Genomic DNA, 15,156 nt, shown 5'->3' with positions numbered 1-15,156 from the left:
GCGGTGATCGTCCGCACCGGTGGCGGAAGCACGGCGCCGGCCTCAGACGTACCAGGTGACGTTGCTACGGGAGGAACTCGTGAAGGTACTGGTCACCGGAGGTGCAGGTTTCATCGGCTCACACGTGGTGGACGCACTGCTCGCCGCGTCGCACGATGTGTCTGTTATCGACGACCTGTCCACCGGACGCCCGGAGAACCTCGACGCCGCCCGGGCCCGTGGGCTCGCCGAGAAGCAGTTCCACCGGCTGGACATCGCGGAACCTGCGGCGGCCGCACTGGTACGGTCCTTGCGGCCAGAGTTGATCATGCTCATTGGCGCGCAGCCAGGCGTCAACGTCTCCATGCGCGACCCGTTGTTGGATGTCCGCTGCAACGTCCTCGGTCTCGTCAACCTCATGGAGGCCGCGGCCGACGCCGGTGTGCACAAGGTCGTCTTCGCATCCAGTGGAGGCACGATCTACGGAGACCCGCCGCCCGGCGATCCAGCGCTCACCGAGGAGTCCTGGGGGAGGCCGTCGTCCTTCTACGGCCTCACCAAGCGGGTCGGCTGCGACTATCTGCGGCTGTACCGCCGGTACCGGGACATCGACTACGTCGCGCTGGCGCTGGGCAACGTCTATGGTCCTCGGCAGGACCCGAACGGTGAGGCGGGCGTGGTCACCATCTTCGCGAACAATCTGCTGAGGGGCGCGGACTGCACGATCAACGGCGACGGCGCAGTCATCCGCGACTACGTGCACGTCTCGGATGTCGTGGACGCGTTCGTGCGGTCCATGAGCCGCGGGCATGGCTTGATCAATGTGGGCACTGGTATCGGAACCTCCGTGGCCGGCGTCTACGCGACGGTCGCCCGGCATGTGGGGTTCGACGGGGCGCCGAGGTACGGCCCCGCGCTGCCGGGTGAGGTGCAGCGGGTCCGCTTGTGCCCGGACCGGGCGGCGGAGCGGCTCGGCTGGCGGGCCCACGTGTCGTTCGACGAGGGGGTTGCCGACATGATCGCCTATCTGCGCGCCTCGGCACCGGTCGAACCGACACTCGACCGACCGTGACTGCTCCTCCAACCATATCCGTTCGCCAATCACTCAGCGTGCACGGTGGTGGCTGCGTTAATCCTGTGTGGATTCCGCGCGCCGACCGGAACCGGTCGAGGCTGTCGATGGTCAGCGGCAGTACACGGAAGGCCACCGGTGGAACCAGACACGGGACTGGGTGATCTCGACGAAGGTCGTCCACCCGCCGCTGGTCGGCGGAAAGGACTTAGTCGCCGCGCAGGCGGTCCGCGTCGTGAGCGCGGCCGAGGCACGCCGGTCCCACGTCTCGCACTACGGATGGTCGTCAACCATCGCGACGGCCGGGCGGCCCTCAGCCACGCTGAGGGCCGTCCGGCGGATTCAGAGGGCAGTTCGGAAGATTACGTCCTTTTCGGGGCGAGAGTGAACACTCCGGGTTCGTCTTCGGTGAGGACCTGGCGGTTGACCATGCGTTTGAGCTTCGCGCGGGTGCCTTCGACGTGTTTCGGTGAGGGTTCGACGCCGAGTGCGAGGCAGATGCCCTTCGCCCGCATCCCGGCGGGTGTGGCGGCGAGGACGTCCAGGATCTGCTGGTAGGGGGTGCTGGCGATCGTCGGGTCGTCGGCGGTGAACTCGGTGGCGGCGAGCGTGCGTAGGGTGGTGCGGGTGGTCGCCAGGGCGGCCAGTTCGCTGTCGACGCGGCCGAGTTCGGTGGTGAGGTTGGCGATCTGCTCGCGTAGCCGGTCGGCTGTCTGGCCGGCGGCGGCCTTCTGGTGGGCGATCAGGTCGATGACCGTGGTGAGGTTCACCGCTGCCGCCAGGTGGGGGTGCTGGTCCCGGTCAGTCGGCGGACCAGGTTCGCGGTGGACGCCCACCAGGTCCGTGACACGCTGGACTCCGGTCGGCTCTCGTACTCGCGGACGAGGCGGCGGTGCAGCATGAGGGTGCCGAGGGTCTGTTCGACGATCCAGCGTCTGCGGACCGGTACGAACCCGGGCCGGGTGTCGGAGCGTTTGACGACCTCGACCTCGACGTCGACGCCGACCAGGGCGCCGTGCAGCGCCATGTCCTGTTTGAACCCTGCGTCGACCCACGCGCGGGTCACGGTGGGGGTGTGCGCGACGACCTGGTCGAGCAGCCGGATGCCGATGGCGTTGTCGGTGACCGACGCGGCGGTGACCACGACCGCGATGACCAGCCCCAACGCGTCCACGGCGAGGCCCCGCTTGCGGCCTCGTGGCGGAGAACCCTTCCTGGGGATACCGGCGCGTGCACGGCGAACTCCTGACCCTCGGGGTCAAGGTCGCCGCATCCACGGTCTGGGAGATGCTTCACACGGCGGGGATCGATCCAGCCCTGGACCGCGCGACCACGACCTGGACCCAGTTCCTGCGGTCACGGGCCGAGACGCTCCTGGCCGTCGACTTCCTCGACACGATCACCCTCAGCGGCACCCGCCTGTACATCCTCGCGGCCATCGACCATGCCAGCCGCCGGATCCGGATCCTCGGCGCGACCGCGCACCCCACTGCGGCCTGGGTGTCCCAGGCCGCCCGCAACCTGGTCATCGGATTCCTTCCGTGGATACTCCGGCCTTCAGGACTCCGTTGGGGAATGGCCAAGACATGATGTACCGCCTGTCAGCCGGCGAGGTGGAGTTGGGTGAGGTGACTGGTTCTGGTGCGGCCGAGGGGTGTGTCGGTGAGCCAGGCGTCGATGCGGATGACGTTGATGGCGGTCGCGGCGAGGAGGTGACCGAGGTGTGTTTTGTCCATGCCGAGGTAGCGGGTGCGCCGGATGCCGGTGCGTCGGGTCGTCTGGGAGATGGTGGCCTCGACACCGGCGCGGATGTGGTAGCTCTGTTGCCAGGCTTCGGTGGTCTGTTCGCGGCGCCGGGTGTCCAGGATCTGCTGCTGGGCTGCGGGAAGCAGGGTGAGACTGCGTCCCCATTTGCTGTTGACGGCGGCCGTGGTGCAGGCCGCGCGGACGGTGCAGCCGGTGCAGTCGGTGGCGGCGAAGTGGACCCGGGCCAGCTCGGTGCCACTGTTCCTGCGCTGGGTGGACCAGCTGATGCTGGCCTTGCCCTGCGGGCAGGTCACGGTCCTGGCCTGCCAGTCGACGCGGAACGCCGACCGCGGGAGGCGTTCACCCTGGTGGGTATCGGGCCCGACGGGTCCGAGCAGGTCAATCCGGTGCTCATCGCGGGCGGTCAGAACATGCGCGGCGGTGACGTAGCCCGCGTCGACCACATGCTGTTCGGGCGTCAGCCTGCGCGTCGCCAGGTTCTGGTGGATGTTCCCGGTCATCTCGGTGTCGGTGACCGTCGCGTCCGTGGTGGCCACGTTGGTGATCAGATGCGGCATCTGCGGGTCGCAGGTCTCGCTCAGGTGCACCTTGTAGCCGCACCAGCCCTTGCCGCGTTTGAGGCCGTAGCAGGCGTCGGTGTCATACGGCGAGGACAGCCGGTCTCTGCTCGGCGGGAGGTCTTTGCCCTCCCGCCAGCGCACCTCCTCGCCGTCACGGTGGTACTGCTGCTGCCATGCCAGGGCCAGGACCTGGACCGCGGGGATCTCGCGCAGCCACGCGGGCGCTGCGCTGGCGGCGATCGCGTCCAGGATCAGGTAGCCGTCCCGGCCGACCTGTTCAGCCCAGCGGGTACGCACGTCGTCGCCCTTGGGGAACCGGTAGGAGTCGACCCGGGCGCCGTAGCGTTCGACCCAGCCGGCGTCGATCAGCGGCGTCAGCCACGCCGGTACGGTTGCGGCCAGGACCTCCAGTGCCGCCCGCAGGGTCTCCCCGACGAACTCCATCCGGTTCAGCGTGTGCACCGCCGCGAGGACATGCGTGGAGTCCGTCCGTTGCCGGCCGCCAGCGCGCAGCAGTCCGTGCCGCGCGCACCGGTCCAGGACCACGTCCAGTACCTTCTCCTCGATGCCGTGCTTGATCAGCCGGGCGCGGAAGTCGCTGAGCACCGTGAAGTCGAACCCGGGATCGTCGAGTTCCAGGCCGAGCAGATACTTCCAGTCCATCCTCGCCCGGACCTGGTCGGCGGCCTGACGGTCGCTGAGCCCTTCGGCGTACTGCAGCACCGACACCAGCGCCAACGCCCCCGGCGACGCCGCCGGACGGCCTCCCGCCGGGAACGCCTCCGTGAACATGTCATCGGTGAACACCGGGCCCAGCGCGTCACGGATCCGCATGGCCAGGGTGCCCTTCGGGAACGACGCCCTGACCACCCGCGCGGTCCACTCCGGCACCCCACGGTCGTCCCACGACTGCAGCGACATACTGAACCCTTTCCACCCGATCGACCCGGTAATCATGCCAACGGACGGAACCAACGGGTTTGGCCATTCCCCAACGGAGTCGTTTAGGGCGGGGAGGATTGTCAAGGACCTCGAAGACACCGGCTGCCGGGTGAAGTACCTGATCCGCGACCGGGACGGCAAGTACCGGCCCTGTTCGACACGATCCTGGCCGACGCTGGCATCACCGTGGTACGCACCGGTGTCCAGGTTCCTCGGATGAACGCGATCATGGAGCGCTGGATCCGGAGCTGCCGGCGCGAATTCCTCGACCGGACATTGATCCTCAACCAGCGGCACCTGCTGCACGCGTTGCGCCAGTACGAGACGTTCTACAACGAACACCGCCCGCATCAGGGCATCGCTAACGTCCGACCACTCGCCCCGCTACCCGAACCGATCACCGACCCCGACCGGCTCGCCCACCTGAACATCCACCGACGCGACCGCTCAGGCGGCATCCTCACGAGTACGAGCATGCCGCCTGAGCTGCCCGGATGTCATTCTCGGCAGGTACAACGTCTGCGCGCTGCCGAGCGGGATCGGGACGAGATCCTGTCTCGTCTGGTCGCCGAGTGGTCGGCCCTGCCGCAGCGAATCGCTGACGCCGAGGCCCGCGGCTACGCGCGCGCCCTGGCCGCCGTGCGGGAGTCCGAGCCGGGTGGGGTGGTGCGGCGGATCTGATTCCCCTACCTGGCCCCTACCACGCAGCAGCGTGTGCCACGAACGAGGAATGGTGATCGCAATGTAGGAGCGATGTCAGGAATCGATGCTGTGCAGGAGATGAAGGTTTGGCCCTTCGGAGTCGCCTTTCGGGAGGAGGCTTCAAACCACCACGCATATGCTGCGTTGGCTGAAGACCGTCGTGGTGAGCGATGTGGAAAAGGCGCCGTGAGAGGTAAACATTCACGTGGTTCTCGAAGCGTGATGGTCAGTGCGGGCTGAGTGACGGGGCTTGGCTGGTTCGGCGGGGCCCTGTCCGATGTGGTTTCATCTTGGGTGTGCCGGCGTTGGGTGATCTTTCTCGTGAAGAGCTGATCTCGCTCGCTCGGACGCAGGCGGAGCGGATCGCTGCTCAGGACGTTCGGATCGCGGAGTTGACGGCGGCGAACGAAGCTCTTGCGGCGCGGTTGGCACGGTTGGAGCATCTGCTGTCGCGGAACTCGTCGAACTCGTCGTCTCCGCCGTCGAAGGACGACGATCCGGGTCGAACGCCACCGGCGGTCAGGAAGAAGCGGGACACTCCGGCGGGTACGCGGGGTAAACAGCGGGGTGCGCCGGGGTCGAACCTGGCCTGGTCGGATGCCCCTGATCAGCGGCGGGACCGGTTCCCCGAAGGCGTGTGCGGGTGCGGAGCGCAGTTGACGCACGCGCGGGATCTGGGTGTGGTGGACCGGTATCAGCAGGTCGAGGTCCCGTTGATGACCGCGACGCTGACCCAGTACGACCAGCACGCGGTGCGGTGCGGGTGCGGGACGTTGCACACCGCGGCCCGCCCGCAAGGCGCGGGAGCCGGTCCGGTGGGGTACGGCCCGAACCCGCAGGCGTGGGCTGTCTATCTGATGGTCGTGCATTTCATTCCGGTGCAGCGGTGTGTGCGGATGCTCCAGTCGTTGACGGGGGCGACACCGTCGCCGGGGTTCGTGCACGGCATGCTGAGCCGGGCCGCCGCGTTGACCAGTGAGGTCGACAAACGGATCCGAACGCTGATCACCTTGGCGTTGAGGTGCCCCGAGGATTCCGGACAGGGAGCCAATAAGGTTACCCTGTTAGGAAAGTCGAGGGAAGAAGCGCGATGGCACGCATAAGCTCATACACCCCAGAGTTCCGTGAAGAAGCAGTGCAACTCGTTCTACAGTCGAACAAGCCAGTGTCGCAGGTTGCCCGGGAGATCGACGTTCATCCGGAGACGCTGCGTTCCTGGGTCCGCCAGTACCGGCGGGAAAACAGCGGCGCCCAGAACAGCCCACAGATCGGCATCGACGAGCGCGCTCGACTGAAGGAACTCGAACGCCGCAACCGGGAACTCGAAATGGAGAACAGCTTCCTGAAAAAAGCCGCGGCGTACTTCGCGAAGGACCCTCGGTAACGAGCTTGTACGAGTTCATCGAGACGATGCGACTCGACACCGCGAAGTACGCCTACCCCGTCGACTTCATGTGCGAACAACTCGGCGTGTCCAGGTCCGGATACTACGAATGGCGAACCCGCCCCGACTCCGCGACCGCCACCCGCCGCGCCCACCTTCGATCGGCCATCGAGGAGGTGTTCGCCGCGTCTGACGGCACCTACGGGCATCGACGTGTCCACGCGCAACTGCGGCGCCAGGGCGTGTCCGCCGGGCCGGAACTCGTCCGCCAGCTGATGCGCGAGCTCGGGCTCGTGCCGTGCCAGCCCCGCCCGAGGCGGTGGGGACTCACCCAGTCGTCGTCCGGCACGGTGCCTGACCTCGTCGGCCGGGAGTTCACCGCCGACGCGCCTGGGGAGAAGCTCGTCGGCGACATCACGTACATCCCGACCGGCGAGGGGTGGCTGTATCTGGCGACCGTCATCGACTGCTGCACGAAGGAAGTCATCGGGTACGCGATGGACGACCACTACCAGACGCCGTTGATCTCCCGCGCCATCCGTAACGCCGCCCGGAATCGCGAACTCAGGAAGAACGCCATCTTTCATTCGGACCGGGGCAGCAACTACATGTCGGACGACTACGGCAGAACGCTTCGGGATCTGAGGTTGCGGCGATCCGCTGGCCGGACCGGAATTTGTTTCGACAATGCGATGGCGGAATCGTTCTTCGGTGCACTGAAGAACGAACGCGTGTCGCGTGTGAAGTATCCCACGCGTGAGGCGGCACGTCGGGACGTTACTGCCTACATCGAATTCTGGCACAATCGTCAGCGTCTGCATTCAGCGGTGGGCTACCGACCTCCCCGGGAAGTCCACGCAGAGTTCGAGAACCTTCAAATCGCGGCGTGAAAGAACCGGCCGAACCACTGTCCGGAAAACGCGAGGCCCCTCACGTACGCGGTGTGCTGTGACGAGACGCCGCTGCGGGTCGGGCCGAAGGAGCCGAAGCCGGGCCGCAAGAAAGCGGACAAGTACCTGCTCGTGGCCTGTACCCAGTGGTGGACTCACTACCAGGTCGGTGATCGGGACCTGGCCACGTTCACCGCGTTCGTGGTCAAGGACCTGACCGCCTCGGTGGTCGTGCACGACCGCTACCAGAACTACGACTCGGCCGGGTTGGGCACCCTGGTACACCAGTTGTGTTGTGCCCACCTCCTCCGTGATCTCGACGGTGCGGCCGAGGTGTACCCCGACGCGGTCTGGCCGAAGCGGATCTCCGACGCCCCGCGTGCTCTGATCCACGAGACGAACGTGGCCCGGGAACAGAACCGGCCCGGCATCGACCCGCAGGTCAAGGCCAAACTGCTGTACAACCTGCACCACGGTGTCCTGGTTGGCCTGTGACACCACCACCACCGGCAACCGTCCCGGTGAGCGTAAAGCCCGCCTGCTGCTGGAAGTCTTCCGGGACCGTCGCGCCGACGTGCTGCGCTTCGTCGACGACCTACAGGTTCCGCCGACCTCGAACCAGGCCGAACGGGACCTACGACCAGCGAAGATCCAGCAGAAGATCTCCGGGCGGCTCACCAGCGAGCAACGCACGAAAGACCGCTACAGAATTCTCGGCTATGTGTCCAGCGCGGCGAAGAACGGCCTCGACAAGATGCAGGTCCTCCGCGACGCCATCCTCGGACGGCCCTGGATGCCGGACCTACCCGTACCCACCTGACCCCGACCCACCCAGGTAAACATCAGCCGGCGGCCACCAGCCAACCGGCCATCACGCTATGCCACCGCACGGAACCCTACGCCCACCACCTGAATGTTTGCCGTGAGAGGTGTCAGGTAGGGACCAGGAACAATGCCACGTAGCCTAAGTTGATCTTGGGTTTGACCTGCGGGTTTGATGTGGACTCCTGGGCGGTGCGGCGTGGCGGGACGACCACGGCTCGGCTGACTGTTTTGATCACGGGTCATGTCGGTGGATGTGGTGGACCGTCCAGTGGTACGGCCGGATCAGGTGACGCTCGGGGTGCTGATCTCGCAGGTGTCGCGGGAGGAGGTCGACGCCGCGATCGAGGTGTGCGGGGTGCGGGAGCAGCGGTCGGACGGGAAACTGCCGGCGCACGTGAGCACCTACCTGACGTTGGGGTTGGCGTTGTTCCCCGACGATGACTACACCGAGGTCGCGACCAGGGTCACCGGGTCGTTGGACCGGTTCGGGTGCTGGGACGCGGCGTGGAGCGTGCCGACCTCGAGTGCCATCAGCCAGGCGCGGAAACGGTTGGGCCGCCGGGTGTTCGCCGAGCTGTTCGAGCGCACGTGCGGGCCGGTCGCGGGCGAGGCGGGCCCGACAGCGCCGGCGGGCGCGTTGGGGACCGCGCGGGGGTCGTTCCTACGCCGGTGGCGGCTGCTGGCGATCGACGGGTTCACCGTCGATGTGCCCGACAGCACGGCCAACGCGGCCGAGTTCGGCTACGCCGGGTCAGGGGGGAACCGTTCCGCGTTTCCGAAGGCCCGGGTCGTGGCCCTCGCGGAGTGCGGCACCCACGCCTTCGTCGCCGCCGAGATCGGCGCCTACCCGGAAGGGGAGAAGACCCTCGCGCAGCGGCTGTACCCACGGCTACGGTCCGACGAACTACTCACCGCCGACCGGGGGTTCTACTCCTGGCAGGCGTGGGACACCGCCGCCGCGACCGGCGCCGCGCTGCTGTGGCGGGCCCCGACCCAGCTCGACCTGCCCGTGGTCAAGATCCTGTCCGACGGCACCTATCTCACCGTCCTGATCAAACCGACCGTCCGTGGCGGTCGACGGGAACGACTGCTCGCGGCCGCCCGCGCCGGAGCTGACCTGACCGACATCAACAGCGTTCCCGACGCGTTCGACGACCGGGGCCTGCCGGTCGTCCACCTCGCCCGGGTGGTCGAGTACGACATTCCCGACCGCGTCGGCGACGGCACCGGCGAGTTGATCGCCCTGATCACCACCATCGTCGACCCCGCCGACGCCCACGCCGACGAACTAGCTGGCGGCTACCACGAGCGGTGGGAGGAGGAAACCGCCAACGACGACCCTGATGGCTTATTCGGTGTAGGTCAGGCGGCGAGGGTGAAGTCGAGGCGTTGGAGGTGTGTTGTCCGGGTGCGGTCGAGGGGGTGTCCGGTCCAGTAGCTGTCGAGGCGGATGATGTTGATCGCGGTGGCCGTGAGGGTGTGTTCGAGTCTGGTCTTGGGCAGGCCTCGGTAACGGGCGGTACGGATCCCGGTGACATGGGTGCTTTGGCGCATGGTGCCCTCGACTCCGGCGCGGACGGCGTAGCGGGCCTTCCACTCGGAGGTGTTCTGCTGGATGCGGGCAGCGGTGAGGGCTTCGTGTAGGTCACGGGGGTGGATGGTGATCTGGCGGCGGGTGCCTCGGGTGCATTCCTGGCGGGTGGGGCAGGGCTGGCAGACGCTCTTCGGCCAGGACACCACGATGGTGTCGGTGTCGCGTTGTCGGCAGGGTGACCAGCTTGTGCTGGTGTTGCCCTGGGGACAGACGCCGTGGCGGGTGTCGAAGTCGAAGGTGAACGCCGCTTTGTCGTAGCCTCGCCCGGCGCGGGCCTGCGCGGACGGGTCGATCAGCATCGGGGAGGTCAGGGTGATCCCGTGCCGGCGGGCGGCGGGCGGCGGTGATCTCGGCGGACGGGTATCCGGAGTCGACGAGGTGCTCGGCGGGAGTCAGTGCCTTGTCGGCCAGTCGCTGGTGGATGATGGCGGTCATGGCCGAGTCCGGGACGGTCGCGGTGGTGGTGGCCACGTTCGTGATCAGGTTCGGGTGTTCTCCGCGTCCGGTTTCCCGGCCGGTGGTGCCGGTCGGTGGGTCGCAGGTCTCGGTGAAGTGGACCTTGTAGCCGCCCCAGCCGGTGTCGCGTTTGACGCTGTATCGGGCGTCCGGGTCGTATGGGGAGATGAGGCGGTCTCTGCCGGGCGGGACACCGTCCCCGTCCGGGGCGTGTTCCCGCCGTCGCGCCTCCTGTCCGGCGCCGTCGGTGTCGCGGTAGAACTGCTGGATCCAGATCAGGCGTAACGTCTGTGTCGCTGGGATCTGTGCCAGCCATTCCGGTGCGTCCGGGTGGTGCGCCGCGTCGAGCAGGTGGTAGCCGTCGATGCCGTAGCGGACCGTCAACTCGTCACGTCTGGTCTGGCTCTCGGGCAGGCGTAGGTTGTCGACGCGGGTGCCGTAGACGCCGGTCCAGGAATCGTCGATGACCGAGGTGAGCCAGTGCGGTGCCGCCGCGGCGAGGGCTTCCAACGCCGCCCGTAGTGTCTCTCCGGCCAGTTCGAGGCGGTTGAGGTCGCGGATCGCGCCGAGTACGTGGGTGGAATCGGTGCGTTGGCGGCCCCGGGCCTTGACCAGTCCGAGCCCGGCCAGGCGTCGCAGCAGGGCGTCCAGGGCCAGGCTGGTCAGGTCACCGGCGACCAGCCGGTCCCGGAACTCCGACAGGACGGTGGGGTCGAAACCCGGATCGTCGAGTTCCAGACCGAGGGCGTATTTCCAGGTGATTCGGTCCCGGACCGCGTCGGCGGCCTGACGGTCGGTCAGGTTCTCCGAGAACTGCAACACGCTGGCGGTCATCAACTGTGCCGGGGAGATCCCCGGCCGTCCCCGGAGCCCGAACGCCGCCGAGAACCGGGCGTCCTCGTACACCTGGCCGAGTTCGTCACGGATCCGCGTCGCCAGGTTCCCTTTCCGGAACGCCGCCCGCGCCATCCGCGCGGTCTGCTCCGGAACGTCTGGCCACGGCCTCGGTTGCATCGACATGACCACAACAACCCTACTGACCCACCGAAGGAGACGGGTACACGGCCGAATAAGCCATCAGGGTCAACGACCAGCTCAAAACCCACCTCCGTGGTCCCGGACGGGTGCTGCGGTCCCGTCTGCCGGACCTGGCCCATCAGGAGATCTGGGCCTACCTGATCGTCCACCACGCGATCAGCGCGCTGACAGCGAAAGCGTCCGCCGCCGCCGACCTCGATCCGGACAGGATCTCCTTCACCAGAGCCCTGCGCCTGATCCGCCGCACCGCCACCGGCACGGCGGACATTCCCCCCTCAGGACTGGGCTGACCAGCTACCGACCCACCTCGCCCGGATCGCCGCTCTCCTGATCCCCACCCGACGCGAACGCACCTGCCCCCGCGCGGTCAAACGCGCCCGCCACAACCAGTACCGGGTCAAGAAACCCCACGAACCGGCCAGCATCCGCCACCAGCGTCCACCGACCATCCACATCCATCGGGTCCAGCCACCATCAAGATCAACCTAGGCTACGTGGCATTGTTGTGTCCCGAACGCGAAAGGACAGGAATATGTAGGAATATCTGTCTTGCGGCGATGCTGTACGGAAGATGAAGGTTTGGCCCTTCGGAGTCGCTCTGCTGGGGGAGGCTTCAAACCACCTCATGCTGCATTAGCTGAAGACTGTTGTGGTGAACGATGGGGAAAAGGCATCCATTCGAGATGTCAGGTGGGGGTCGGGAAGGCGAGCGAAAGCGAATCGCTGATGACGTGTCGAAAATTAGAAGGCGACATCGAAACCGGGGTGTCAATGCGATCCCGGGATGAGTCTGGCGGGGACCAGTTTACTGGCCAGGCGGTGTCCGGCATACAGGCGACGCGAGCCCGACCTGCGGCTTTCGTGCGGAACGGGAGAAGGCGTGTGAGGAAACTACCCGCCGCTGCTGGGGCGGGTGAGAGGGAGCGTTCCGGGCGGCCCGAAGCCGTGAGGAACTGAGTACCGTTGCCGATCGCGCTGGCGGACCGACTCGTAGTAGTGGCGAAGCTCCTGTAATAGGGGTGGAGCGAAGGGGTCGGGTCGTTCGTGACTGGTTTACTCGATCAACCAGCCTTGTGGTTGGGAGGAGTCGCGTGGATGAGTTGAAAGCACTGGGCAAGCCGTTCATGATTTCGAAGCGGGCTGTCTGGGAGGCGTACGAGAAGGTGAAAGCGAACAAGGGTGCCCCGGGCGTGGATGCGGTGTCCCTGGCGGACTTCGAGCAGGATCTGAAGAACAATCTGTACAAGATCTGGAATCGAATGTCGTCGGGAACATACTTTCCGCCTCCGGTGCGTGCGGTGGAAATTCCCAGGACTGGGGGAGGCGTCCGGGTTTTAGGCGTGCCCACGGTCGCGGACCGGATCGCGCAGGCGGTGGCAGCGCGGGAGCTGGAAGCGCGGGTCGAACCGATCTTCCACCCTGACTCGTATGGCTACCGGCCTGGGCGGTCGGCGGTCGACGCGGTAGCTGTTTGCCGTAGGCGGTGCTGGCAGAACGACTGGGTGATCGATTTGGACATCCGGAAGTTCTTCGACACGGTTCCGTGGGAACTGCTACTAAAAGCAGTCACCGCGCATACTGATAAGCCCTGGGTTCTGTTGTATGTGGGACGCTGGTTGAAGGCGCCACTGCAACTACCCGACGGCGTGCTACAGGAAAGAGATCGTGGTACTCCGCAAGGGTCCGCGATTTCACCGGTCCTGGCTAATCTGTTTCTCCATTACGCGTTCGACGCGTGGATGGCCAAGGTGTTCCCGGTCGTCCGGTTCGAGCGTTACGTGGATGACGTGGTCGTGCACTGCGTCAGTGAACGGCAAGCTAAATACGTGCTGGCCGAGATCACGAAACGGATGACTGGGGTTGGGCTTGCTCTACACCCGGAGAAGACCCGGATCGTCTACTGTCAGGACGACAACCGGCGTGCAGATTCATCCGAGCACACCGAGTTCGTTTTCCTCGGCTACAGCTTCCGGAGACGCTCCGCGCGAACAAAGGAAGGAGCGATGTTCCTGTCGTTCCTGCCGGCGATCAGTAGCCAGGCCCTGAAGAAGATCAGTGCCCAGGTGCGGTCCTGGCGGCTGCACCATCGCACATGCCTAACCGAAGCGGACCTCGCCGATTGGATGAACCCGATCGTACGGGGTTGGATGAACTATTACGGGGCGTTCTACCGATCGGCCCTGTATCCCCTCCTGGAACGTATCAACGCCTACCTGCTGCGGTGGGTCCGTCGAAAGTACAAACGGTTGCGGGGCAAGAGGAAAGCCCGGTCGGCATGGAACAGAGCCGTTCAGAAACGCCCGAGGGCTTTCGCCCACTGGGCGTGGGTCACCCACGCTCCCACGGTCTGGTGACCAGAGCGACAAGAGCCGTATAACGGGCGACTGTTACGTACGGTTCTGTGAGGGCCCGGGGGTGAGATTCCCCCGGGCTACTCGGCGGACCAGGAAGATGAGTGAAACCGAACCGCTGTTGACGTGTCGTTACGTTTTAGGTGGCATCAGAACCGTGGTCCTTGCTGTTGGCTGCGGGATGAATCTGGCGGGTGCCCGACGACTGGCCAGGCGGTGCTCGGCATGGAGGCGGCATGAGCCTGGTCTGCGGCTTCTGCATGGAACGTGGGAAGGCGTGTCTCGATACCGCCCCGGGTAGCCGGGCGAGAGGGAGTAGCCGAGCGGGATGTGCCCGCGAGGTGTGAGTACCGTAGCGAGACGCGCTGGCGGACCGGCCCGTAGTAGTGACGAAGCCCCGGTAATCGGGGTCGAGCGAAGGGGCCGGGCCATCCACAGTTGGTTCGTCTGGTCAACCAGAACGCATAACGGTCTGGGAGGAACTGTGAGGAGCGAGCTGACATTGTCAGAGAAGCCATTCGAGATTTCGAAGTGGGAAGTCTGGGAAGCGTACGAAAGAGTCAAGGCGAACAAGGGAGCGCCCGGAGTCGACGACGTCAGCCTGGGGGAGTTCGAGAAGGATCTGAAAGCAAATCTGTACAAGATCTGGAATCGGATGTCCTCGGGCAGCTACTTCCCGCCTCCGGTGAAAGCGGTGCGGATACCAAAACCGCAGGGTGGGGTCAGAACACTCGGTGTGCCCAATGTGGGTGACCGGGTGGCGCAGACCGTGGTGGCCCGCAGGATCGAGGAGAAGGTCGAACCGATCTTCCACCCCGACTCCTACGGCTACCGGCCGCGACGGTCGGCGCTGGACGCGGTAGCGGCATGCCGGCAACGGTGCTGGCGCTACGACTGGGTCGTCGATCTGGACGTCCAGGCGTTCTTCGACAGCGTCGACCACGACCTCATGATCAAAGCGGTGGAGGCGAACACCGACCTGCCGTGGGTACTGCTGTACGTCAAACGGTGGCTCATCGCCCCGATGCAGCAGCCCGACGGTAGCCTGCAACCCCGAGACCGGGGAACCCCGCAAGGGTCCGCGGTCTCACCCGTGCTGGCGAACCTGTTCCTGCACTACGCGTTCGACACCTGGATGGCCCGGACGTTCCCGTCCGTGCCGTTCGAACGCTACGCCGACGACGCGATGGTGCACTGCGCCAGCGAACGCCAGGCGCACCTGGTGCGCCAGGCGATCGAGGACAGGATGGTCGAGGTCGGGCTGCGTCTGCACCCGGACAAGACCCGAATCGTGTACTGCAAGGACACCAACCGGCGAGGAGCCCATCCGGACACCTCGTTCACGTTCCTCGGGTACACGTTCCGTCCTCGCGGGGCCAAGGATCGTCGAGGGGACGTGTTCACCGCGTTCCTCCCGGCGGTCAGCAAGGACGCTCTCAAACGACTCAGCCGTACCGTCCGGCGATGGCAGATCCACCGCCGGTCCGTAACCCTCTGATGATGGCCAGGGTGGTACGAGCGGAGTGACGGGAGACTGTCACGCTCCGTTCCGTGGGAGCCCGGAGGTGAGATCCCTCCGGGCGACCCGACCCTACT

At 66.2% G+C, this 15,156-nt stretch carries 14 protein-coding genes and 2 pseudogenes; 12 read left to right on the top strand and 4 right to left on the bottom strand.

The genetic code is table 11. The annotated features are described in order from the left end of the window. Positions 1 to 79 precede the first annotated feature (79 nt). Positions 80 to 1,051, top strand: coding sequence for an NAD-dependent epimerase/dehydratase family protein (locus EDC02_RS12335; protein ID WP_123604729.1), 972 nt, complete (start codon positions 80 to 82; stop codon positions 1,049 to 1,051). Positions 1,052 to 1,413: 362 nt separating this feature from the next. Here EDC02_RS12335 and EDC02_RS12330 read toward each other — a convergent pair whose 3' ends face one another. Both EDC02_RS12330 and EDC02_RS12325 read right to left on the bottom strand, forming a co-directional pair. Next, positions 1,414 to 1,821 carry a hypothetical protein gene (locus EDC02_RS12330; protein ID WP_123602061.1) on the bottom strand — a complete coding sequence of 136 codons (408 nt, stop codon included), beginning with the start codon at positions 1,819 to 1,821 and terminating at the stop codon, positions 1,414 to 1,416. Further along, positions 1,818 to 2,246, bottom strand: a pseudogene (locus tag EDC02_RS12325) (transposase); the annotation flags it as partial. The pseudogene EDC02_RS12325 and the gene EDC02_RS12330, both read right to left, overlap by 4 nt. A 35-nt stretch (positions 2,247 to 2,281) precedes the next feature. On the opposite strand from EDC02_RS12325, the gene EDC02_RS40225 reads away from it, so the two are divergent. Further along, complete coding sequence (locus EDC02_RS40225) at positions 2,282 to 2,641, top strand: hypothetical protein (RefSeq protein ID WP_158632172.1); 360 nt, start codon at positions 2,282 to 2,284, stop codon at positions 2,639 to 2,641. Positions 2,642 to 2,652: 11 nt separating this feature from the next. On the opposite strand, the gene EDC02_RS12315 is transcribed toward EDC02_RS40225, so the two are convergent. Further along, complete coding sequence (locus EDC02_RS12315) at positions 2,653 to 4,299, bottom strand: IS1182 family transposase (protein ID WP_123602059.1); 1,647 nt, start codon at positions 4,297 to 4,299, stop codon at positions 2,653 to 2,655. A 237-nt stretch (positions 4,300 to 4,536) separates the two neighbouring features. Between EDC02_RS12315 and EDC02_RS41590 the strand changes: the two genes are divergently transcribed. From EDC02_RS41590 to EDC02_RS12280, 7 genes are all read left to right on the top strand, one after another. Then, positions 4,537 to 5,001: an integrase core domain-containing protein gene (locus EDC02_RS41590; RefSeq protein WP_233605883.1), complete on the top strand. Its 465-nt coding sequence runs from the start codon at positions 4,537 to 4,539 to the stop codon at positions 4,999 to 5,001. Positions 5,002 to 5,327: 326 nt separating this feature from the next. Next, positions 5,328 to 6,125, top strand: a complete 798-nt coding sequence (locus tag EDC02_RS39530; protein WP_148083435.1) for a DUF6444 domain-containing protein — start codon at positions 5,328 to 5,330, stop codon at positions 6,123 to 6,125. After that, on the top strand, positions 6,113 to 6,406 hold the full coding sequence (locus EDC02_RS42795) for a transposase (protein ID WP_370461403.1): 294 nt from the start codon (positions 6,113 to 6,115) through the stop codon (positions 6,404 to 6,406). Before EDC02_RS39530 ends, EDC02_RS42795 begins: the two co-directional genes overlap by 13 nt. Positions 6,407 to 6,411: 5 nt before the next feature. Then, entirely contained in the window at positions 6,412 to 7,296 is an 885-nt protein-coding gene (locus EDC02_RS12295) for an IS3 family transposase (protein ID WP_370461430.1), read from the top strand. 51 nt (positions 7,297 to 7,347) lie between these two features. After that, entirely contained in the window at positions 7,348 to 7,791 is a 444-nt protein-coding gene (locus EDC02_RS12290) for a transposase (RefSeq protein WP_123602056.1), read from the top strand. Beyond that, positions 7,781 to 8,116 (top strand): transposase, encoded by a 336-nt coding sequence (locus EDC02_RS42355; protein WP_158632171.1) that lies wholly within the window; start codon positions 7,781 to 7,783, stop codon positions 8,114 to 8,116. Before EDC02_RS12290 ends, EDC02_RS42355 begins: the two co-directional genes overlap by 11 nt. A 261-nt stretch (positions 8,117 to 8,377) precedes the next feature. Beyond that, complete coding sequence (locus EDC02_RS12280) at positions 8,378 to 9,559, top strand: IS4 family transposase (protein ID WP_158632170.1); 1,182 nt, start codon at positions 8,378 to 8,380, stop codon at positions 9,557 to 9,559. Here the strand turns inward: EDC02_RS12280 and EDC02_RS12275 are convergent. Continuing rightward, positions 9,484 to 11,191 (bottom strand): annotated as a pseudogene (locus EDC02_RS12275) (IS1182 family transposase). The gene EDC02_RS12280 and the pseudogene EDC02_RS12275 overlap by 76 nt on opposite strands. 104 nt (positions 11,192 to 11,295) lie before the next feature. Between EDC02_RS12275 and EDC02_RS12270 the strand changes: the two are divergent. The 3 genes from EDC02_RS12270 (at position 11,296) to ltrA (EDC02_RS12260) (ending at position 15,058) form a co-directional block, all read left to right on the top strand. Continuing rightward, positions 11,296 to 11,499 (top strand): hypothetical protein, encoded by a 204-nt coding sequence (locus tag EDC02_RS12270; protein WP_123602053.1) that lies wholly within the window; start codon positions 11,296 to 11,298, stop codon positions 11,497 to 11,499. 801 nt (positions 11,500 to 12,300) lie between these two features. Next, positions 12,301 to 13,563, top strand: coding sequence for a group II intron reverse transcriptase/maturase (ltrA, locus tag EDC02_RS12265; protein ID WP_199757608.1), 1,263 nt, complete (start codon positions 12,301 to 12,303; stop codon positions 13,561 to 13,563). 499 nt (positions 13,564 to 14,062) lie between these two features. Continuing rightward, on the top strand, positions 14,063 to 15,058 hold the full coding sequence (ltrA, locus tag EDC02_RS12260) for a group II intron reverse transcriptase/maturase (protein WP_199757607.1): 996 nt from the start codon (positions 14,063 to 14,065) through the stop codon (positions 15,056 to 15,058). Positions 15,059 to 15,156 lie beyond the last annotated feature (98 nt).

The organism is Micromonospora sp. Llam0 (assembly GCF_003751085.1).
Taxonomy (GTDB): Bacteria; Actinomycetota; Actinomycetes; order Mycobacteriales; family Micromonosporaceae; genus Micromonospora_E.
This window is presented reverse-complemented; position numbering and strand designations above follow the sequence as displayed.